Annotated in this window: 19 protein-coding genes and 1 tRNA gene; 12 read left to right on the top strand and 8 right to left on the bottom strand. The window is 48.7% G+C overall.

From position 1 onward, the window contains the following. Positions 1 to 48: 48 nt before the first annotated feature. The 3 genes from H6F52_RS10590 to H6F52_RS10580 all read left to right on the top strand — a co-directional run bounded on the left by H6F52_RS10590 (position 49) and on the right by H6F52_RS10580 (position 2,554). Positions 49 to 1,068 carry an ATP-binding cassette domain-containing protein gene (locus H6F52_RS10590; RefSeq protein ID WP_190534427.1) on the top strand — a complete coding sequence of 340 codons (1,020 nt, stop codon included), beginning with the start codon at positions 49 to 51 and terminating at the stop codon, positions 1,066 to 1,068. Positions 1,069 to 1,122: 54 nt separating this feature from the next. Then, entirely contained in the window at positions 1,123 to 2,019 is an 897-nt protein-coding gene (locus tag H6F52_RS10585; RefSeq protein WP_190534424.1) for an ABC transporter permease, read from the top strand. Positions 2,020 to 2,161: 142 nt separating this feature from the next. After that, positions 2,162 to 2,554, top strand: coding sequence for a hypothetical protein (locus H6F52_RS10580; RefSeq protein ID WP_190534421.1), 393 nt, complete (start codon positions 2,162 to 2,164; stop codon positions 2,552 to 2,554). A gap of 91 nt (positions 2,555 to 2,645) precedes the next feature. On the opposite strand, the gene H6F52_RS10575 is transcribed toward H6F52_RS10580, so the two are convergent. Then, positions 2,646 to 3,086, bottom strand: coding sequence for a peroxiredoxin (locus H6F52_RS10575; RefSeq protein ID WP_190534418.1), 441 nt, complete (start codon positions 3,084 to 3,086; stop codon positions 2,646 to 2,648). Between the two features lie 248 nt (positions 3,087 to 3,334). Between H6F52_RS10575 and H6F52_RS10570 the strand changes: the two genes are divergently transcribed. The 4 genes from H6F52_RS10570 to H6F52_RS10555 all read left to right on the top strand — a co-directional run bounded on the left by H6F52_RS10570 (position 3,335) and on the right by H6F52_RS10555 (position 7,359). Next, complete coding sequence (locus H6F52_RS10570) at positions 3,335 to 3,742, top strand: Npun_F0494 family protein (protein WP_190534416.1); 408 nt, start codon at positions 3,335 to 3,337, stop codon at positions 3,740 to 3,742. Positions 3,743 to 3,857: 115 nt separating this feature from the next. Continuing rightward, entirely contained in the window at positions 3,858 to 5,363 is a 1,506-nt protein-coding gene (gene cobQ, locus H6F52_RS10565; RefSeq protein WP_190410966.1) for a cobyric acid synthase CobQ, read from the top strand. 73 nt (positions 5,364 to 5,436) lie between these two features. Next, positions 5,437 to 5,676 carry a 2Fe-2S iron-sulfur cluster-binding protein gene (locus tag H6F52_RS10560; protein ID WP_190410965.1) on the top strand — a complete coding sequence of 80 codons (240 nt, stop codon included), beginning with the start codon at positions 5,437 to 5,439 and terminating at the stop codon, positions 5,674 to 5,676. A 27-nt stretch (positions 5,677 to 5,703) separates the two neighbouring features. Then, the gene (locus H6F52_RS10555) at positions 5,704 to 7,359 is read left to right on the top strand and encodes a site-2 protease family protein (RefSeq protein ID WP_190534414.1); all 1,656 of its coding nucleotides are present in this window, start codon (positions 5,704 to 5,706) and stop codon (positions 7,357 to 7,359) included. 91 nt (positions 7,360 to 7,450) lie between these two features. Here H6F52_RS10555 and H6F52_RS10550 read toward each other — a convergent pair whose 3' ends face one another. From H6F52_RS10550 to H6F52_RS10540, 3 genes are all read right to left on the bottom strand, one after another. Further along, on the bottom strand, positions 7,451 to 7,900 hold the full coding sequence (locus H6F52_RS10550; protein WP_190534411.1) for an SRPBCC family protein: 450 nt from the start codon (positions 7,898 to 7,900) through the stop codon (positions 7,451 to 7,453). Between the two features lie 49 nt (positions 7,901 to 7,949). After that, positions 7,950 to 9,419, bottom strand: coding sequence for a 9,9'-di-cis-zeta-carotene desaturase (gene zds, locus H6F52_RS10545; protein ID WP_190534408.1), 1,470 nt, complete (start codon positions 9,417 to 9,419; stop codon positions 7,950 to 7,952). Positions 9,420 to 9,559: 140 nt separating this feature from the next. Then, entirely contained in the window at positions 9,560 to 11,212 is a 1,653-nt protein-coding gene (locus tag H6F52_RS10540; protein ID WP_190426634.1) for a hypothetical protein, read from the bottom strand. Between the two features lie 298 nt (positions 11,213 to 11,510). Between H6F52_RS10540 and H6F52_RS10535 the strand changes: the two genes are divergently transcribed. From H6F52_RS10535 to H6F52_RS26410, 5 genes are all read left to right on the top strand, one after another. Further along, positions 11,511 to 11,867 carry an iron-sulfur cluster assembly accessory protein gene (locus tag H6F52_RS10535; RefSeq protein ID WP_190410960.1) on the top strand — a complete coding sequence of 119 codons (357 nt, stop codon included), beginning with the start codon at positions 11,511 to 11,513 and terminating at the stop codon, positions 11,865 to 11,867. 204 nt (positions 11,868 to 12,071) lie between these two features. Beyond that, a complete protein-coding gene (locus H6F52_RS10530; protein WP_190410958.1) occupies positions 12,072 to 12,491 on the top strand; it encodes a hypothetical protein in 420 nt (139 codons plus the stop codon). 363 nt (positions 12,492 to 12,854) lie between these two features. After that, a complete protein-coding gene (locus tag H6F52_RS10525) occupies positions 12,855 to 13,730 on the top strand; it encodes a M48 family metallopeptidase (RefSeq protein WP_190534405.1) in 876 nt (291 codons plus the stop codon). Beyond that, a tRNA-Leu gene (locus H6F52_RS10520) sits at positions 13,709 to 13,792 on the top strand. Before H6F52_RS10525 ends, H6F52_RS10520 begins: the two co-directional genes overlap by 22 nt. Positions 13,793 to 13,814: 22 nt before the next feature. Further along, complete coding sequence (locus tag H6F52_RS26410; protein ID WP_190426623.1) at positions 13,815 to 14,015, top strand: hypothetical protein; 201 nt, start codon at positions 13,815 to 13,817, stop codon at positions 14,013 to 14,015. Between the two features lie 6 nt (positions 14,016 to 14,021). Here the strand turns inward: H6F52_RS26410 and H6F52_RS10515 are convergent, their stop codons facing one another. The 4 genes from H6F52_RS10515 to H6F52_RS10500 all read right to left on the bottom strand — a co-directional run bounded on the left by H6F52_RS10515 (position 14,022) and on the right by H6F52_RS10500 (position 21,828). Continuing rightward, entirely contained in the window at positions 14,022 to 19,889 is a 5,868-nt protein-coding gene (locus H6F52_RS10515; protein ID WP_190534402.1) for a PAS domain S-box protein, read from the bottom strand. Between the two features lie 92 nt (positions 19,890 to 19,981). Beyond that, positions 19,982 to 21,076 carry a WD40 repeat domain-containing protein gene (locus H6F52_RS10510; protein ID WP_190410954.1) on the bottom strand — a complete coding sequence of 365 codons (1,095 nt, stop codon included), beginning with the start codon at positions 21,074 to 21,076 and terminating at the stop codon, positions 19,982 to 19,984. Further along, a complete protein-coding gene (locus H6F52_RS10505; protein ID WP_190410953.1) occupies positions 21,073 to 21,507 on the bottom strand; it encodes a heavy metal-responsive transcriptional regulator in 435 nt (144 codons plus the stop codon). The genes H6F52_RS10510 and H6F52_RS10505 overlap by 4 nt, the downstream gene beginning before the upstream one ends. Positions 21,508 to 21,534: 27 nt before the next feature. Beyond that, complete coding sequence (locus H6F52_RS10500; RefSeq protein ID WP_190410952.1) at positions 21,535 to 21,828, bottom strand: hypothetical protein; 294 nt, start codon at positions 21,826 to 21,828, stop codon at positions 21,535 to 21,537. Positions 21,829 to 21,865: the final 37 nt, after the last annotated feature.

The following is a 21,865-nucleotide window of genomic DNA, read 5'->3' as shown; positions in this document are numbered from 1 at the left end:
AATACAATAGAAACAAAGAGTGTTTAGATTTGTTAATTTGGGACATCTATGGCTCCCGCTGTTTTAATCGAAAAGCTTCAGAAACGGTACGGCTCAGTAGAAGCCGTTAAAAATGTTTCCTTTCAGGTCGAACCTGGTGAAATTTTTGGTCTATTGGGACCCAATGGTGCCGGGAAAACGACTACCCTGCGGGTCTTGTGTACCCTGATAACACCTGATGCTGGCAAAATTGAAGTTTCTGGCATCTCCGTTTTGGATAACCCTAGGGGGGCACGGCAACGCTTGGGCTATGTGGCTCAGGAGGTCGCCTTAGATAAGGTGCTGACGGGGCGGGAACTCTTGCAACTGCAAGCCGCACTGTATCACCTCCCCCGTGCCGTGGCGAAACAGAGAATTGAGGCGGTGCTGAGCATATTGGGATTGCAAGAATACGCCGATAAAAAAACTGGCACCTACTCTGGCGGTTTACGCAAGCGCCTCGACTTAGCTGCTGGGTTGCTGCATCAGCCAGATGTCTTAGTTCTGGATGAACCAACCGTGGGGTTAGATATTGAAAGCCGTGTCGTTGTGTGGGATTTCTTGCGCCAGTTGCGAGCATCCGGGACAACGGTGCTGATTACCAGCCACTATTTAGAAGAAATTGATGCTTTAGCTGACCGGGTGGCGATTATCGACCGGGGGGTAGTGATTGCCTCTGGGACGCCTTCTGAGTTGAAGGATCGGGTAGGAGGCGATCGCATCACCCTTCGTATCCGCGAATTTTCTCCTATTGAGGAAGCAGAGAAAGCGAAAAATATGCTGCAATCTCTGCCCTTTGTCCAAGAAGCGATCATCAATAACGCTCAGGGGAATTCCCTTAATTTAGTAGTGACGCCCCAAAGCGACGCGCTGATGACCATACAGCAATCTCTCCAAGCCGCTAATTTACCGATTTTTGGCATTGCCCAAGCTAGACCTAGCTTAGATGATGTTTACCTTGCCGCTACGGGGAGAACCCTGATGGATGCAGAACTTGCAGCAGCGGGTAGCCGCGATCCGAAGGCAGAGAAAAAGCAGAATATGCGGTAGAGCCAGCTTTTACACCACCAAGCCACCAAAATCCAACATCCAAACAAAATTGATATGAGCAGTACGATAACGCCTCCTAAACCTGATATCCGGTTGCAGCCAGAGGCATCTGGTAAATCTAATGCCGGTGCTGCATCCAGCCTCGTCAGCGACTTTATTCAAGAAACTCTGGCTTTAACGAAGCGCTTATTCATTCAATTGCAACGGCGTCCCTCGACGCTCGTGGCGGGAATTATCCAGCCTTTGATGTGGCTGGTTCTATTCGGGGCGCTGTTTCAAAATGCTCCTCAAGGCATTTTTGGGAATAACTTGAGCTACGGACAATTTCTCGGTGCCGGGGTGATTGTTTTTACCGCTTTTGCCGGGGCACTGAATGCTGGATTGCCAGTAATGTTTGACCGGGAATTTGGCTTTCTCAACCGCTTATTAGTCGCTCCTCTGGCATCTCGATTTTCGATTGTGGCTGCCTCAGCTATCTATATTGTGACGCTGAGCTTAATCCAAGCGGCAGTGATTGTTGCAGCCAGCGCTTTTCTGGGAGCTGGTTTACCCAATCTTTTAGGCTTGGGCGCGATCGCATTAATTGTTCTGTTACTGGTTCTGGGTGTCACCGCTTTGAGCTTGGGTTTAGCTTTTGCTTTGCCCGGTCACGTCGAGCTGATTGCTGTAATTTTTGTTACCAACCTGCCTTTACTGTTTGCCAGCACAGCTCTCGCCCCTCTATCTTTCATGCCCAATTGGTTGCAGGTTGTCGCAACGCTTAATCCTCTAAGCTATGCGATTGAACCAATTCGTTATCTGTATCTCCACAGCGATTGGGCACTCAGTAGCGTCGTCATACAAGCGCCTGGGGGTGCTGTAACTTTTGGCACTGCGATATTGGTGCTTCTCGGTTTTGATGCAGTAATATTATTAGCAATTCAGCCACTGCTGCGTCGTCGGTTTGCTTAAGAATCGTCTTGAGTGATGAGTACCAAGTCTTGAGTGAGTTTTGAGTTATAAAGTTGAACATAGAGATAAATTTTTTCGTCTTTATTCAAAACTCAAAATTCAACCGTCAAAACTTTCTTAGTGCGTTTCGCCCCAAATTGTCATGAATAAAAAAACTAAACTGGTTCTCGGTGTCCTGGCTGGCATGGGATTTGCCTCCTGCTTGCTGCCTCAATTGACTCTGGCTCAATCAACCCTGTCGCAACCAGGAGAGGTCAATCCCGCAGACACTTTCCAAGAGCAAAATACAGATCCATTTTCTCGGACGAATAATGGTGGTGCTTCCGGTGTCTTTGACTTGATGCATCGAGCCACCTTGGGCAACATTCGCAGTATGGACGAATTTAATAACGACCAGAAGAATAATCTCAATACTGCCGCCGATCAGTTCCGGCGTCAACAACTACAACTTCTTGGTACTCCAAATCAGGCAGCACCTGTAGCACCTGTCACTCCAGCAAACTCAGTTACACCCGCCTCTTCGACGCCGAAGTAATCACTATTCACATCGTCCTGTGCTTAAGAAGCCCGGTTTCCTTAAGGAAATCGGGCTTCTCGGATTATTTCTAGAGACTAAAGTCGTCAGCTCAAGAAGCCAGTGCCGCTAAGATATCCTGAGCATGACTACCCGTGTTGACGCTGGAATCAACGTGAACGATCTTGCCAGTTCCATCAATCACGTAGGTTACGCGCTGGGCATAACCGCTACTTCCTTCAACGTCATAAGCTTTGATAATGCTGCCATCGACATCTGCCAGTAGGGGAAAAGGCAAATTGAACTTCTCGGTGAATTTCTGGTGAGATGCTTCATCATCCTTACTAACGCCCAAGACGACAATATCTTTGCCTTGATAGTCTGCATAGGCATCTCGAAAGCTACAAGCTTGTTTGGTACAGCCGGGTGTATCATCTTTGGGATAAAAATACAAAATCACGGTTTTTCCCGCCAAATCAGACAACGAGACAGTGTTCCCATTGGTATCTTTGGCGGTGAAAGCGGGTGCCGTTGTACCGACTGCTAGAGCCATAAATTCTATTTCCTACTCAGTTATGATTGTTTGGTGAAAATCAAATTTTACAATATTTTAAAATTCCGCTTGGGCTAAGCTAAGGTGGATGACGGCAGTCAGTCTCCTAAAGAGACGCGCCGGAGAGCGTCTACAGCTACAACCATAAAGCTTGTGGATGCGATCGCGAGAAGTCGGTGAAAGAATAACCGATATTGACTAGATAGCAATTTTTAATCCTCTGCTGTTTCCTGGCATTAGAGATAGAGATGAATTCTGTTGAGGCAAAAAACTCCCAGTCGATTCAATATTCCCCTAGCAGTGTGTCCCGTGCCGAACGAGCGATGCGCTGTTCGCCCTTCCTCCTGCCTTTGTTTGCAGCGATGCGCTCAACCAGCGTTCCCCTGCAAGCGATCGCTGGTGCTTCAGGCGTCCAACACCAGTACACCCGCCATCCTGTGCGGGAACTAGGCGCAGAAAGTTCCCTGTTGTGGCTGATTCAAGTAGGCATTCTGCGGCGAGAGGTGGATGGTCAAGGAATCACCGATAGTTTTCGCCTCACGCCTTTGGGACGCCAATTGGTTGAAAAATGGGAACTTCAGGGTGGTTCGTGGCCTGCCCCCTCTCTTAGCGATCGCTTCTATAATGCCTTAAATCGTTGGTTCCGGTTGTTTTGAGGACTGAGGACTGAGGACTGAGGACTGAGTAAGAATTTTTCCCTGCCCCTCTGTTTTGTGCCTTTCGCGTGCTTGCCTGCTTGCCTGCTCTTCCCTATAACCCCAAACTATTAAAATGAAAGCGATTATGGTCGTGGGAACCACATCTCACGCAGGAAAATCTCTACTAACCGCAGCACTTTGCCGGATTCTATCTCGGCGCGGCTGGCGAGTATCTCCCTTTAAAGCGCAGAATATGGCGCTGAATGCTTACGTAACGCCCACTGGAGGAGAAATTGGTTATGCCCAGGCAGTCCAAGCTTGGGCTGCGGGAGTCACGCCCTGGGTGGAGATGAACCCAATTTTACTTAAGCCCCAAGGGGACATGACTTCCCAGGTGATTATCAAGGGCAGATCCGTCGGGCAAGTCGGTGCTGCGGAGTACTACGAGCAGTATTTTGATATAGGTTGGCAGGCAATTGAAGAATCGCTGCAACGTCTTTCCGAAGAATTTGACTTACTGGTCTGTGAGGGAGCGGGTAGCCCAGCGGAGATTAACCTTAAGCACCGCGACATGGCGAATATGCGGGTAGCGAAGCATTTAAATGCCTCAACCTTGCTGGTCGTGGATATCGACCGGGGGGGCGCTTTTGCCCATGTAGTGGGTACTCTGGAGTTGCTGGAGAAGGAAGAACGGGCGCTGATTAAGGGGATTGTCATTAATAAATTCCGAGGACAGCGATCGCTCTTAGACTCCGGCATCACCTGGCTAGAAGAACGCACCGGCATTCCCGTTGCAGGTGTCATTCCCTGGATCGATCAAGCTTTGCCCGCCGAAGATTCCCTAGATTTGTTTGAGCGTCGCACGACCAAATCTCACAGCGATCTCACCATTGCCATCATCCGCCTTCCCCGGATTTCTAACTTCACCGATTTTGACCCCCTAGAAGCAGAATCCAGCGTTACGGTGAAATACATTAGCCCCAGAGAACCCTTGGGACATCCGGATGCCGTGATTATTCCAGGTTCCAAAACCACCATCGCTGACTTGATGCTGCTGCAAAAAACCGGCATGGCGCAGGCAATTCAAAATTACGCGGCAGCAGGCGGTACTATTCTGGGAATCTGCGGCGGTTTCCAGATGCTAGGCAAATTTTTAGCCGATCCTGAAGGAATTGAAGGTGAAACCGGACGTTACAAAGGTCTAGAATTGTTACCCGTAAAAACCGTAATTACCGCCCAAAAAATTGCCCGCCAACGACTCGTAACTTCTAACTATCCTCAAACTGGTTTACCCGTCGCCGGTTATGAAATCCATCAAGGGCGCACGCGGCTGTTGGATTCAGAGGAAGGAATGGGGGCATCCGGACACGCACCCAAGCAATACTCCTACAAAACCCTATTTGACGATCCCAGTTTAGGGATTGTCGATGCGACTCAATCCGTTGTGGGCACTTATCTCCACGGTCTTTTTGATAATGGCCCTTGGCGAAGAGCCTGGTTAAATCACCTAAGGCAGCAACGGGGACTTCCATCCCTCCCCACAGGCGTCGCCAACTACCGCGAACACCGAGAAACCATTCTGGATTCGCTGGCAGATACGGTGGAAGCTCACCTAGATTTAAACCCTATTTTGTCTTAAGGCATGGGTAATGGGTCATTGCTTTTCACCCATTACCCATTAGCAAATACCCATTACCCATTACCAACTACTGATGAGCGTAAGTGTACTTTTTTTACCTGACGAGATTGCGGTTGACGCTGAGGTAGGAGAAGCGTTATTACAGGTAGCAGAACGGGCTGGGGTGTTCATTCCCACCGGGTGCCTGATGGGTTCGTGTCACGCCTGCGAAGTGGAGGTAGCGGACGGACATACCATCTGTGCTTGTATCACAGCAGTACCGGCAGGGTGCGAACAATTAACAATCAATCTCTACGTTGACCCCGCCTGGTAGCAAACTACACACAGGGTTGGGCCGTTAATGGAATATTTGCTTTACGGATTAGCAGTCTATGGGTTGCTAGTAGCGTGCCGCTACTTGATTTTTTTTCAGCGACTTTTAGGCTTGACTCTACAGTACATCGATTACGAAATTCGGAGCGGCGAGGAAATCCCTGCTTATATCAAAGATTTATTTGAGATTCCGTTGCCAGAACTTGAAAAGCTAGGGTTTCAGTTCCATTCCTATTTCAGCTTTAATGACATTTACCTGGATGTCTCGAAAAGCTGGGGGATGGTGCTATACAACGAGGCATTTAAAACATTCGCTAATGTAAACATTCGTAGCCTACCGGAATCGGTGAGGCTGTTTACGATCGAGTTTCTTACGTTTTTTGAGGATGGTCTCCTATTACACACGATGAATGGACAGGCTTTCGGGGTGATTGGAGAAATACCCAATACCATTCTCCAAGATCCTTACGCGGTGGAAACCCAAGAGCAGTGGCAAGTCCATCAAGACAAACTTGAGCATTTGGCACTTACAAAAACGCCCGTCGCGATGTCATCAAAAGCGTTTATTGAGAGATTGCGATCGCATCATGTCACCTACATAGACAGCTTGGTGAAATCAGGGCAGCTGTCACCGATTAAAGGAACGGAACTGCTAGAACTCAATCTCAGTGCTGCGATGAAAACAGCTATCAAGATGGGGCGGGATAGCGGCAAGTATACAACTCTGGTCAAAAAGTGGACGCAAAAGGCAAAAACAGAACCCTATCGGTATGTGGAGATTCCTTCGGCGGTGGAAGTGGAGGGATTCCGCCGCATGGAACGAATCGAACGGGGACGTGCCAGAAAGGGGATAAAGTCGTGGTTGTTGCTTGGCAGTTTGGTCGTGTTTGCTATCTCGTTCACGCCATTTTTTGACTTGCAGACACTGCTGATTCTCATCGGCGTCCTGTTTTTGCACGAACTAGGGCACTTTTTGACGATGAGAGGCTGTGGCTATAAAGATACATCGATTTTCTTCTTGCCCTTATTTGGTGCTGCGGCTTCCGGACGCAAAGACAATGCGACGATTCGGGAAAAATTTCTAGTTTTGCTGGCGGGGCCGGTTCCGGGGATAATCTTAGGAGTTGCGATCGCGTTGGCAATTCCTGATTCTCTCCAGGGTTCCCTAGGGTTGCAAGAAGTAATCAGCTTTCTGGTGATTATTAACTACTTCAATCTACTTCCTATCTTGCCCTTGGATGGAGGACGCATCCTAGATTTATTAATATTTTCCCGCCATCCCTACACCGATGTTCTGTTCAAACTTTTCGCAGTTGGGTTGCTAGTTTTTATCGGCATGAGTCCGGGGACTGGGGTTTTTCTTTTCCTCGGATTTTTGATTGCGTTTAGCATCCCTGCTAGCTTTCGCAGTGCCAAGATTCTGAAGATACTGCGGCGAGAACTGCCACAATCAACTGACGATTCTGATAGCGTACTGATGGCGATTTTCCAGACGCTCAAAAAGTCTGGTTACGGTTCCCTACCGTTTGCTCAGAAGTACAGAATGGTCAAAGATATTGCCCAACGCTGTCGGGAATCCCATTCTAGTTGGGGAACCCGGCTGTTGTTGTTAGGCGTGTATTTGATGTGCTTATTTGGCGGATTGGTGATTGCGTTTGTCACGCTGCTACCGCAAAGTTCTTGAACCGCGAAGACGGAAAATGCGATCGCATTTTCCATCTCTTTTTCAATATCCCGCTCTAAAATCTGCCTAAGGTTTTGAGAAGGGCTGATTTCTACTGAGTTTTCGCTTGGGATTTAATCGCGTATTCTCGAAAACGATCCAAATCGGCTTGAATCGTGGATTCGACTACGCGCCCCAGGAAGAGATTATCCATTAATCTGCCCAGCCAGCCTGGAATGGCGTAAGCCACCGTTAGCTTAACAATGCTACTGCCATGTCGGTCATAAAAGCGAATCGCACCCCGATTGGGTAATCCACCAACAGATTCCCATTGGATAATCTGGTTGGGCACCTTTTTCACGATCCGGGCAAGCCAAGTAAATTCTAAGCCACCCGTGGCAAGTTTCCAGCGCGACAAGGTTGGGTCATTATCCAGAACTGTAACCGAGTCAATCCACTTCATCCACCGGGGCATTTGCTCCAGATCGGACCAAAGGTTCCACACCTCATCAATAGGAACCGGCACCTCTACCTGCACGCTATGCTCTAGCCACTCAGCCATTTACTTCTTTTCTTCCTTCGCTATAGCCGCGTTTTTGCGGTTTATTCGTCTAAACCGCCGACAGATGGCTCTTACCCTTTATTTCCTGCACATTTTCTAAAATCGCTTTTGCTGCCTGACGCCCAGACAGGGTTGCCCCTTCCATACTATCGATGTAATCTTGCTGAGTATAGCTACCCGCAAGGAAGAAATTGGCGATCGGCGTCTTTTGAGGAGGACGATAGGGGTCCATACCAGGGGCTTCGCGGTAGAGAGACTGAGCCAGCTTCACCACACTGTACCAAGTCATGTTCAAATCGCGGGAGGAAGGGAATAGCTCGTGTACTTGGTTGAGGACGTGTTGAGCGATCGCTTCGTTACTTTCCTTGATAAACGGATCTCCCGGCGTTAGCACCAACTGCAACAACGAACCTTGTCCCTCACGATAATAATCAGAGGGACTCGTTAAAGCTAAATCGGCAAAGCAGGAAAAGTCGGCATCCGCTGTATAAAGCAGATTATCAATTCCGGCAGCATGATCCACTTGGTGTCGTTCTTCGGCATCGTGCAACTCAGTTACCCAGCCATCAAACCGCAGCTGCACTGTCGCCACTGGCACGGCATCCAGCTTATAAATATTGTCAAATTCCGACCATTGACGCCACGCTTGCGGCAAAACGCGCTGAATTCCGGGCACATCGCAGGCGCAGACATAAGCATCGGCGGTGATGGTTTCTTCAGTTTCGCCTTTAGCAATCAGTAAGCCAGTTACTCGCGTCTCATTGCCTTCGCCTGTATATTGAATTTCTCTTACCCGGCGACGAGTATGAATTTTTGCGCCTCGTGCTTCTATGTATTCAATAATCGGCTTGTGCAGATATTCGTAGGGAGAACCTTCCAGCATTCGCAGCACCGACGCCTCGGTTCTAGCAGCAAACATCTGAAAGATGGTCAGCATACAACGAGCAGAAATATTTTCGCAATCAATAAATCCGAGTGCATAAGCAATTGGGTTCCACATCCGCTTGATGCTGCCATTACTGCCACCGTGACTGCGAAACCAATCGGCAAAGCTAACTTTATCGAGAGCGCGAATTGTTTTCATCGAACCCTCGAAGTCTACCAAGCCGCGCACGATGGTACTGCTGCCCAGAGCGATCGCATTCTGTACTTTATCCTGCAACGACAGCTGCGATGTTGTGAAAAATGCTTTTAATCCGTTGAAAGGCGCACCCGTGATGAAGCGGAAATCCAAGGCACCTGTGACGCCGCCTTGATTGATAAAGGTGTGGATATGTTCTTTCAGGCGCAAATTGTCACCTGCCCCCACCTTCTTCATCAATTCAAATAGCTGGTAGTAGTTCCCAAAAAAGACGTGCAATCCCATCTCAACGTGATTGCCGTCGGCATCCACCCAACTGCCGACCTTACCCCCCACAAACGGACGAGACTCAAAGATTTCGACTTCGCAACCGGCATCGACTAAATCGACTGCCGCTGCCATTCCAGCCAATCCTGCCCCGACGATTGCAACCCGCATGCCATCTGTCCTTCTCAATTTCTTTACAAAGTTTAACAGGTGACAGCAGAAGATTACCGATTTTCATCGCCTGGATTAAGGAATTGGGTATTGGCGATCGCTCACGGCGAATTCCCCATCTCCTCTAGCCCTTTGCCGCTTTACTCGAACTCAAACTGGGGCATCAGCTGGAGCATCCCCAATCCTAAATCTTTACTAGAGAGCGATCGCGCTTCAAATAAAGCCATCATGTCGCCTAGCTGAGGATTTCCCCTAGATGCGCCTTTTAGCCCCCTAGCCACAATCAAGCCGCAGTAGCCTTTGGTTTTCTTACAACGCTGATCCCATTTGCGACGAGCTTCGCTATGAATCGGATCGTCTTCTTGAAATTCACCAAACAGGTACATATTGCCATTTTCTGTTTGGAGAATCCCCAAGTCATAGCGATCGCCTTCAAAAGGATCTTCTCCCGGATTAAAGCAAATTCCCTTCAACCCTCCCGCGCTTTGGATTTGCTCAATCAATTCCTTTGCCTTGGGACGGGAAGTTTGAATCAAAACCACTGGCATTCCCTCTCCCGCCGCGATCGCTTCCTTCGCTTGATAGCAATCAACGGTTTTACGCAGCAACTCTACTTTGTCCCAAGTCATCATCCCCAAGCTGAGGAAAGAATCTTTGGGCACTAAGTCATCCCGCAGGGGCAGCATCATCTCTTCGAGATCGCTGTCTTCCTCCTCTGCCAACCCTGCCACCTCTGCCATGTCAAACAGTTCCGTCGCCACATCGGGAACCGTTGCCACCTTAACGGGAATCGATTTTTGCAGATCCGCCTCTAGCGGCGCGGCGATGCGGTAGCGTTTGCTCAAGGTAGGGAATTTCTCTGCTGCCAGCTGGCGATTGGATGCTCGGAAAAAGCGATGGAGGGCTTCGAGTGCCACGTAAACTGCGATCGCTTCTTCCTCATATAAAAAGGGTCGCATCCCCTCTAACGGATGCACATTTCCGAAATTGGGTTGAATTTCTGAAAGCGGCAAGTCGGCTAAATCAATGCCTTCGTCCTCTTCATCTTCGTCTAAGGAATCTTCAGCCTGCTCGAAGGTGACAAACAAGCAATCTTGCCCTAGAAATGCTTCTTCTAGCTCCTCAAAAGACTCTTTTGCCAAAACCGACGAGCGAAACCGTTTCAGAGAGTCCAGAGAGCGATACAACAAAATGCCGTACTCCATGCCCAGCATCCCCATCACCGAGGCGTACAGCGTCTCCACATCCCACTGATTTAGCTCAATTGAGATAATCTGGTGGTCGGCAAGCAGTTCCCAAGGTGCATCGTCCCAAATCTCATAAGCTTTTTGCACCAGTAACTCGGCATATTCAGGCGGTAGTTTGGGGGGGCGAGTGCTGGTGATTTCTTGGAACCCGCGAAATAGTTCGTCAATCAGGGGCAGTTCTGGTACATAATCAACAGCAATGTCTAGATCCTGAAGAACACCCCGCAGGTAGAACTGAAGTTCTCTGTGTCGGACTACAATTTTCTGAGGACGGGATGGCTTGGCAGGGCTGTGGGGATGTTCCATTGCTCGCAGCAGGGCGCGAACAACGGCTTCCGGCCCAGTCTCGGAAGTTACGACATCCATCGCTCGAACCATTCCTTCGACGCCATCCACCCAAACAATGCATTCGCTGTCTGTCTGAGTATCCGACTCTAAGCTTTGCGCCATCCCAGCAGATAATCGACGGCGATCGCCTTCCCAGACGCTAGGAATTTGTTGTAAAGTTTGCAGCCGACGAGACGTGGAGCGAGTGAGAACAGACATAGACTATGCCAACTGGGGGAACAACACACCGTGCGCTTTGTAGATCCTCATTTTAAATACTAATCGCCTCTCTGCCGTCCTCCTCTAAACTAATGCTTGGCAGTGATGAAAGCACCACAATACAATCCTTGCGCGATCGCTCTATCTAACCTCAACGCCTAATCGTTAACATAAATAATAAAAAGCTTTTCGCTTCGCCGGTCTGCGGTTAAGTTAAGAATCTTCGATAAAATTGACCTAGTGGACTGGCTTCCTCAAGTCGTCTAGATAAAACACCAAATTAGGAGTCGAGAGCGCCATGACACAAGCTACTCAATCGCAAAAACGCGGCATCCAGTTAAGCGAATCTGCCCTCAAACACGTTCTCTCTCTGCGGGAGAAACAAGGCAAGGATCTGTGCCTGCGAGTTGGCGTCCGCCAAGGTGGCTGCTCTGGAATGTCGTACATGATGGATTTTGAAGAGCCTAGTCAAATTCGGGACAACGATGAAGTCTACGACTACGATGGCTTCAAAATTGTCTGCGATCCCAAGAGTATGCTATACCTCTATGGTCTGATGCTGGACTATAGCGATGCCATGATTGGCGGTGGCTTCCAATTTACAAACCCCAATGCTGCTCAAAGCTGTGGCTGCGGTAAGTCATTTGGAGTCTAAGTCATTTGCATTTGGTGTCTAAGTTCAAGCTTGGCGTACAGTTTGTAAAAACTTCTGATTGGAAAGCAGGTATCCCGCCTGCTTTCCAGATTAGGGTGGATTCAACCCCCCATTGCCCCGTAAAATAACGCATCCGGCGAAGAGAGCGTCGCTATCTAGCCCGCCATCCGCTACGCGATCGCTAACATCTTTCATCTTTCAGAAATGACCGAGCCAATTAACGACCTTTTTGACAATGGCCTAGAACGCTATAAAGCGGGAGAAGGCCCGGATACTTTGCTTCCTGTTTTCAAGGATATTTGCGATCGCGCCCCCAAACTCACTGCTGCCTGGATTTGTCTGTCGTGGCTGTATCTGTTGGACGATCAAGCCACTCTGGCCTACAAAGCCGCTCAAAAAGCTGTTAAGTTAAATCCCCAAGATCCCCAGGCTCACATTAACCTAGTTCTGGCAATGCTTGAAGAAGGGAAAACCGGCGTCCGGCAACACATTGAAGAGGCTCAGCGATCTCTGGCGATTAATCCAGAATTACGCCCCGATATCCAAGAAAGTATTGAGGATGGATTAGCGAGAAAACCCGACTGGAAGGGTTTAAACCGGGTAAAAAACTGGTTGTTTACCTAATTGGAAATTGTCCTCAGAATCCCTAACTTTGAAAGTAAAATATTGAAAAAGTTAGGGCTTTTCAGGATATAATTATTAAATTAAATCTGAATAATATATTTTAAAAAATGGAATATTAACCGTTATAAAAAAACAAAACTATTCCATTATAAAAGTATACCAGTTGTGGACGAAGAGGAAGATAAAATAGGTACAATGTTTTGTAAATCGCATTAATAAAACATAGTTAGGTGCGCCGTTTGGAAACAAAAACAAAGCGCCCTCGCTATACTAATTTGGGATATCTAATCTCACGATCGCCCTGAGATTAGCACCGCATCAATCAATTCTTTTGTTTTAGTTCTTTTTTTTGAGATTTCCTCCATGTTGCCTTCAAGGACACCCTTAATTGGTCTCTCGGCAGATAAATTTCGCCATCCCTTAGATTTAGAAGCGACTAACGCCTTAAAACAACTGCCGGGAATGGATATCCTGGTCAGAAATCTGCTTGGTCCCCTCGCAGAACAGTTTTTTTATTTGGAAAATATAGCGGCGGGCGTCCTCGTAGGCGAACAACAGCTACCTCATCTGCATAAACTGCTGTTAGAAGCTTGCCAGATATTGGATTTGGAACCCCCGCAACTGTACGTCCGTTCCTCACCCACGCCAAACGCCTACACCTTTGCCATGCGAGGAAAGCAGCCATTTATTGTGTTGCACACCTCTTTAATCGATTTGCTGACACCTGAAGAGATTCAGGCAGTCATCGCTCACGAACTGGGACATCTAAAATGCGAGCATGGAGTGTACCTAACACCCGTCAATATTATGGTGTTAGCAGCAGGATTAATTCCCACTTGGGGTGCAGCGATCGCTGAAACTTTGAGGGGACAGATGCTACAGTGGCTGCGATGTGCAGAATTTACTTGCGATCGCGCTGCACTTCTCGCCACTCAAGACTCTAAAGTCGTCAGTTCCGTCTTAATGAAACTGGCTGGAGGTTCACCCATTCTTGCGCCGCAGCTGAATCTGGAAGCCTTTTTAGCTCAAGCGAGAGCTTACGACGATATCAGTAAAAATCAACTGGGTGAAATGCTCAAACAAGCGCAAACAGCCCAACTCAGCCATCCAGTACCCGTCCTGCGGGCGCGAGAAATTGACCGTTGGGCTAGCAGTCAAGAATATCAAGCCTTGCTAGAACAGCATTCGATAGGCTATAATAGTGAAGCTAAACCCAAGGGCGGGTGGCGAAATTGGTAGACGCATCAGACTCAAAATCTGACGATCGTGAGATCGTGAGAGTTCGATTCTCTCCCTGCCCACTCTTTACACAAGAGAACGACCATGACTCAACGACTCAAGCGGTGGGAATCTCCCCGCCGAGAGGGACGGAACGACAAAGGGAAAGGTGGCTCCGCTAGGGCGAGACAGATTAGAAAGCAACAGAAGATGTTGCGGAAGAAGCTAAAAGACCAGGGTGAATCTGAAAATAGTAAAGATTCGAGGAGAGGGAAGATTAACTTCCCTCTCTTTTTTTATGCATAATTCCAGTTAAGTTAGACCTTGAGAAATGGGAATCTCAATCCAAAACTCCGCTCCTTGTCCTGGTTTGGAGACACATTTTAAAGTGCCACCGTGCTTTTCCACCACAATTTGATAACTGATGGATAATCCCAGACCTGTACCTTTCCCTACAGGTTTAGTCGTAAAGAAGGGATCAAATAGGCGAGCCTTTACTGGCTCGGTCATCCCTGGGCCGTTATCAGCAATCCGAATCAAAACATAAGGGTCAGGAAGGGATTTCCCACGTCCCACTTCAGTCCGAATGGTAATGATTCTCGGTTCGGGCTGCGTTTCTAGGGCATCAATCCCATTGTTGAGCAGGTTCATAAACACTTGATTGAGCTGTCCCGCGTAGCATTCCACCAGCGGTAGATTGCCATACTCTTTAACAATTTCAATGCTGGGATAGTTGGGGGCGGCTCTCAGTCGGTTTTGCAAGATCAGGAGGGTGCTATCAATCCCTTCATGAATATCCACTGCCTTCATGGCGGCTTCATCCAAGCGCGAGAAATTCCGCAGCGACAGAACAATCTGACGGATGCGGTCAGTCCCCATCTTCATCGAACCCAGGATTTTCGGGAGGTCTTCTACCACAAAATCAAGGTCAATCGCCTCGATTTCATCTTGAATTTCCGGAACTGGATTGGGATAGTGCTGCTTGTAAAGCTGGAGGAGATTCAGTAAATCTTGGCTGTATTGATTTGCGTGGGTGAGGTTGCCGTGGATGAAGTTGACAGGATTGTTGATTTCGTGAGCAACACCAGCAACCATCTGACCGAGGCTGGACATTTTTTCACTTTGAATCAGATGACTTTGAGTTTGTTGCAACTGGTGCAAAGTTTGCTGTAGCTGGTGAGCTTTTTCTTGAGCTTGCTGTGCAGAGTCTTGAGCTTGCGTGTAGAGTTCGGCTTGGAAAAGCGCGATCGCGAGTTGGTCAGTTACCGCTTGCAGCAGTTCCACCTCCGAGCCACTCCAAGACCGAGAACCACGATGATGGATGCAACTGACCACACCAATCTCACCAGAAGGAGCTTGAATTGGCAGCGATAGGATAGCATTGTAGCCCGAAGCACTATAGAGTTCCTGTTCGGCTGGATCGCTGGCTTTTGCAAGATCGTCAACTTGGAGGATTTCCAAGTTGGTGAACTTCTGAGTTAGCGAACTTGCTGGGGCTGGGTATTGACCCAGCAAGCTAGGCAGGGTGGGTATCTTCGCTTCTTTTACCACTTCCCAGACTGGTTGTTCTGCTGATGGTCGATACCAAAGAAACAGACATCGGTCAATCTGCAACAAATTGCGGATCTCCTGCACAGCCGTTCCTAATATGGTACTGACATCAAGGGAGTTCCTGATATCGCTGGACAAACGGTTGAGCAGTGCCTCGCGTTGAGCGAGTTGTCTAAATCGTGCTTCCGAGTGTCGCAACGCCTCCTCTGCCTGTAGGCGCTTAACACCTAATGCAATCTCGTCCGCTGCAAATTCTAGCGCCCCCAGCGTAGCTTCGGTAAGCGGTTTCCGGGCAAACATGGCGATAACCCCTAATATCTGGTTTTCGATAATCAGGGGATAACCAGCGAAGGAGATCAAGCCCTCTCTTTTTGCCCAATCTTTATCAGCAACACGAGGATCGTCAATCACAGAGTTGGTCAGGTGGGGCTGGCACTCTTGGGCAATTAGGCCGATCTTGAATTGACCAACGGGTACGCGGCTATGAGAGCCATTAAGGTGGGTATACATCCCCGCACTCGCTTGCAACTCCAATACATTCTCCTCTCTGTTAAGCGTCCATAGCCTTGCAAACGCGGCATCGAGATGTTGGACTACAGCCTCGGTGCAGCGTTGCAGTATCACCTGCAAGCGATCGCCCTGAGTCAGCGCAGTGTCTACATCCGCACGAAACGCGGCTAAGCAAGCTTTCTCTGCTAGAGCTTCTTCAGCGGCTTTGCGTTCGGTTACGTCCACACCAATGCCCCAAGTGGTCCAGCCGGGAATGGGGAATCCCTCGGAGATATTCGACCATGCTACTGTTTTGACACTTCCATCTTTAGCTGTGATTTCCCATTCCCAGTTACGGTAGTTATTGCCAAGTTCAGCCCAGATGGTCAGCATTGATGTGCGATAGGCGGGATCTGGATACACCCACTCCAGTGCTTTGGGATTGCCAACAATTTCCGCAGCACTGTAGCCTGCAACCCTTTCGCACTCGCGGTTCCAGACAGTGATGTTTCCGTCTGCATCGAAGGCAGTCATCATAACTGGCATATTCTGAAGAATCTGGCGCAATTGTTCTTCCCGCTGCCGCAACGCCTCCTCTGCCTGTTTGCGATCGCTGATATTTTGCGTCAACGTCATCCCCGCAAAGATTTCTCCCTGCTGGTTGGTGACGGGCAGAATTTGCAACAGATAGGTGCGATCGCCATAGGGGATTTCAGAAACCGTCATGGCACCAGCTAATGCTGCTTGATACATCGGTTCCACAGTTTCGCAGGTGTCTGGAGGAAAAACCTCCCATAGGGTTTTTCCTTCCATAAGTTCTTTGGAAAGCCCGATGGCGGCTAATTCGCTTCCATCTGCCAGCAGGTAGCGCAAGTCCTTATCAAATAAAGCCACCGAACCGTCGGGGAAATTTCGGGCAAGGGCGCGGTATAGTTCTTCGCTTTGTCGTAGGGCTTCTTCTTGTTGCTTGCGCTGGGTGATGTCTAGTCCTGTTCCAAATAGCTTGATGACCCGACCCTCAGAGTTGATAATCGGTTGCCCTTTGGAGAACATATATCCAATCGAACCATCAGGGCGCAAAGTGCGATTGTCGAATTCGTAGGGCTTGCCTTCAGTAATTGCTAGCTCAACTGCTTTTACAAAAACTTCCCGGTCATCCGGATAAATTTTTTGCACCAACTCTTCGTAAGTCGGTACGGGTTGGTTCGGCTCCATACCCCACACGCGGAATAGTTCCTCCGACCAAGCGATTTCTCCAGTCGCCAGATCGAATTCCCAACTGCCGATATGGGCAATTTTTTGAGCTTCTGCAAGTCTAGTTTCGCTTTGGCGGATGGCTTCCTCTGCCCGCTTAGCAGGAGTGATATCGCGGGCGATCGTAGAGAAAAATTCAACCTCCCCATTTTCTAATTTATGGCTCATCCATACCTGGGAGATAGGAACCTCTCTGCCATCCCGGTGCTGCAACGCTGATTCGCCACTCCAAATACCTTCTCTGACAACAGCCTGCCACCCTTCGTTCAGAATCCCGTCGATGACTGAAGCTGCCATGAAATCGGGGATATACATCGTTGTGATATCCTCATTCTCGCCAATTCCTATCATTTGGCGACCGGCCTTGTTGACGTATAAGGCGCGTCCTTCTGCATTGGCGATGCCTACGAAGTCAGGTGTTGCTTCTAAGATTGCGGTCAGTCTTGCCTGAGCTTTTTCTGCCTGTTTACGCTCGGTAATGTCAGAAGTTAAACCATCTATACGAATAGCTTTCCCGGTTTCATCGTAAATCACCCGGCTCTTGTCACGAACCCAACGAACTTCGCCATCGGGTCGGAGAATTCGGTACTCTATGTCACCGCTGCCCTCGACTATAACCTGACGGTTGTATTCAAAGGCGCGATCGCGATCTTCGGGGTGAATGCTATCAAACCACACTTGGGGGTTGTCAAAGAAATCTTGTCTTGGGCGTTGATAAACACTCTCGGTAGCTGGGTTGAGGTAAAGCACTTCAAAGGTGCTGGCTGAAACAGACCACACCACGTCTTTCAGCGAATTTAGAATGCTGTTGAGCCGCGACTCGCTTTCGCTCAGAGCTGCCTCGGCTTGCTTGCGATCTGTGATATCGGTGGACAGACCATCCATGCGGGTAGCAGTACCGTACTCGTCATAAATCATCCAGGCTCGACTGTAAACCCATCGCACTTCGCCATCGGGTCGGATAATTCGGTACTCCAGTTCACCATTGCCCTCTTGCATAACCCTGTGGTTATAGGCAAGGGCGAGTTCGCGATCTTCTGGATGAATAACCTCCAGCCAGAGGTTGGAGTTGTTGAAGAACTCCGAGTAAGACCGCCCATAAAACTTCTCAGCCACTGGGTTCATAAACAGCGTTTTATAGGTGGTGGCTGAAATAGACCACACCAAATCTTTAAGGCAATTTAGAATACTGTTGAGTCGTAACTCACTCTGTTGTAAAGCCGCTTCTACTTCCTTGCGCTCGGTGATGTCGTGCATCGCCACAACTGCACCTAGTTTTTTTCCCTGAGCATCAACGATCGCTTGTCCACTAGCGAGGAGGGTGCGGATTTTTCCTTGCTTCGGGGCGATGATCATTTCTACTTCCCGAACCGTCTCTCCCCGAAACGCTTTAAACAACGGAATATCTTCCGTTTTCATCAGTGTTTTCCCATCGGGCAGATATAAATCGAAGTGTTCAGCCCATTGTTCGGCAGGAAGAGCTTGTTCCGGCAATCCATGAAACTCTTGTGTCGCTCGATTAAATAGCGTTAAAACTCCATTAGCGTCACAAGCGACAATGCCATCTGCCAAGTTATTCAGCAATGCATTTAAGAATTCTCTTTCTTTGTATAAAGCTTTCTCTGCCCGCTGGCGCTCAGTTATTTCGTCTTCTAGCTGCTGGAGGGTATGCCTTAATTGGGCGGTGCGTTCCTCGACTCGGATTTCGAGGGCTTCATTCGCCTGTTTGAGTGCTGACTCTGCTAACTTGCGATCGCTGATATCAACGAAGGTGACAACAGCCCCTTTGATTTCCTCACCCTCAAAAATCGGATAAGCCGAATATTCGGCAGCAAAAGCAGCTCCATCCCGCCGCCATAGAACTTCGTTGTCAATCCGGCAACTGTTCCTGTTGCGAACAGCACAAAAAATCGGAGACTCAACACTGGGATAGAAGGAGCCATCGGGGCGACTGTGATGGATTAACTCGTGCATATCCTTGCCCATCACTTCATCCGGCTGGTATCCCAGCATCTGAGCCGCCGCTTTGTTGATGAAGGTACAACGTCCCTGTAAATCTATGCCGTAGATGCCTTCCCCGGTCGATTGCAGCAGCAATTGGATGTGATTAGCTAATTGCGATCGCTCTTGTTCGGTTCGGTGACGTTCGGTGATGTCTTTCATAAAACAGTGATGACCGATAAATCGCTGCTCTTGGTCGTAATCGCAGATCATCACCACTTGCTTATAAAAAATAGAGCCATCTTTACGGATGCCTCTCGTTTCAGCTTCTACCTTGCCATCCACCAACATTTTGTGGTAAGCAGCGATCAGCTTGTCGATCTCTTCCGGATGAACCGTTCGCTGCCATTCCATGCCAATCATTTCTTCAGGTTCGTAACCCGCTGCATTGGCGTAGGCTTTATTAACGGTAACGTAGCGCCCTTGAGTGTCTAGCCGGGAAATTCCTTCGACGGCATTCTCCAAGACAGCTCTTAAATTGAGGAGTTTTTCTTCAGCCGCTTTGCGATCGCTAATGTCACGAGCCACTGCATACAGCAAACCTTCTTCAGTGGAGACCGCAGAAGTCCATAATAGCCATTTATAGGAGCCGTCTTTGCATCGGTAGCGGTTCTCAAAAGAGATTGTTTCCGCGCCTGTAGCAAGCTTCTGCGCTTCGGTGATGGTTGCTTCCCAATCTTCCGGGTGAACCAACTCCATAAACGATTGGCTTAAGAGTTCTTCCTTCGTAAAACCCAGAGTTTTTTCCCAGGCAGGGTTCAGGTGCTTGAAGTAGCCATCAAGTCCGGCGATACAAAGCAGATCCAGCGAGAGATTGAAGAAACCCGCCTCTGCCCACTCGTATCCGTTTAGGCTCTTTCCTTTGTCGCGATTGTGAGTCAACACTTTGGTTTACTTCCTTCGTCTCAGATGGAACTGAACTTAGTTTTCCCATAAACCGAACTAAAAGTTGCCGCGATCGCACACTTAATGAATGTTTAGGGAACAGAGCCGACTTGCCAAATTTTAATGGTTCTGTCAAACCCCCCACTCGCCAGAGTTCGCCCGTCAGGACTAAAGGCAACCGATTTCACCCAATCGGAATGTCCGACCAGCAAAGCAATCAGTTCGCCCGTTCTCAAGTTCCACAAGCGGACTCCATCCTGACTCGCGGTAGCCATAACTTGTCCAGAAGGAGCGATCGCGATCGCCCGAATCCAACCTGTATGCCCTGAAAGGGTGTAAAGCAATCGTCCGCTATTAAAATCCCAGACTTTGATGGTGCGATCGTAGCTGCCACTGATCAGCGTACTTCCATCCGGCGTGAATGCTAAAGTACTGATTGCACCGCTATGTCCCGACAATGAGTCAAGAAATCTTCCATTCTGGAGATCCCAGACCTTAATCGCAGTATCTTTGCCGCCGCTTGCTAGAATCTCCCCATTGGGATTTGGGGCAACTGCATAAGTTTGGTTATCGAAACGCACCAGGTTGTAAATCGGGCGCTGCGTTCTCAAATTCCAGACTCGAATCCCATCCAAAGCACCCGTCACCAGCATTTCACTATCCGAGGTAATCGCCGCTGACAGAATATTACTCGTATGATCCAGAAAAGTCCGGGTATATTTTCCAGTCTTCCAATTCCATAAATTCAGCGAGGAGTCATTGCTGCAACTCGCCAGAATTTCTGAATTAGGACTCATCGCAAGGGTCATCACTGCCTGACTATGCGCCCTGAGGCTACCCACTTCTTTCCAACTTCTCACCCACCAAAATTTTATTCTGCCGTCATTGTCGCTCCCCCCGCTGATCAGAAATTTTCCATCAGGGGTGAAGGTCAAGGAATCAATTGTCGCGTTGTGACCCTTGAGAGTGCGGAGGAGTTGAACGTTTCTCCAAGCTTCAGGAGGCAGGTTTTGGGCTGGGGCAGACGGAACAGCTTCAGCTTCCTGGATTATTGTTTTGGCGGCGGCTGGGAGAGGCTGACTGGCAAGGGCGAAACAATAAAAGCTAAAAGGTAAAAATGCAAAACTCAGAATTTTTTCTTTGTATAAATGCCTTTTGACTTTTGCCTTCCGAGCCGGAGGTTTCATGGTGCTGATTGAATATTGGGGCAGATAGTATGATCGATGTGGTGAGCGGGCGGTCGGTCTTGCCAACCAGAGATTAACCCTTCTAGCTCGCTCTTGAGGATTTCTAACGATTCAATTTGTTCTGCGATCGCCTCTACTTTCGCGTGCAGAAGCTGCTTCAAGGCACCGCAGGGTAACTGCCCCCGATCGTGAACTGTTAAAATTTCTTGAATCTCGCTGAGAGTGAGTCCGAGTGCTTGCGATCGCTTGATGAATGCCAGTCGATTAACAATCTCACGATTAAAAAGACGATAGCCGGAAGGTGTCCGCTTCACCGTTGGTGCTAACAGACCAATATCTTCGTAATAGCGAATGGTTTTGACAGGCAGACCACTCCGAGCGGCAACTTCACCGATTTTAAGCCATTCAATTGAAACAGAAGTGCCAATCATGGTTTTCGGAAGCTCCCACCCAAAGGGTTACGGTTTTGGATGGTGTTTGGAGTTACTTAGCATGGGCAGGACAGGACGAGAGGTTGGGGGGGGAAGAAAGTGTTTTGCCGTTTGGGGGATTGGTTCGACTTCTTTACCCTGGGTTTGCCACCAACGCAGAGCGATCGCTGCCCCTACTGTCAACACTCCGAAACTAAACAAACCCCAGCTTTCATCTACGCCGCCAATCACTGCATCTACAGCACCAACGATTACCACAAAGCTGGAAATTGGCTCTTTACGATAGGCTGACTTTAAAAATCTAGGCCACAAAGCATTCATCACGACTTGCTCTATTCCGTTATTCTTTAATCTAATT

It is taken from the genome of Coleofasciculus sp. FACHB-542, from assembly GCF_014695825.1.
Taxonomy (GTDB): Bacteria; Cyanobacteriota; Cyanobacteriia; order Cyanobacteriales; family FACHB-T130; genus FACHB-T130.
Note: the sequence above shows the minus strand (reverse complement) of the source record. Positions and strands in the feature narration are given on the sequence as shown.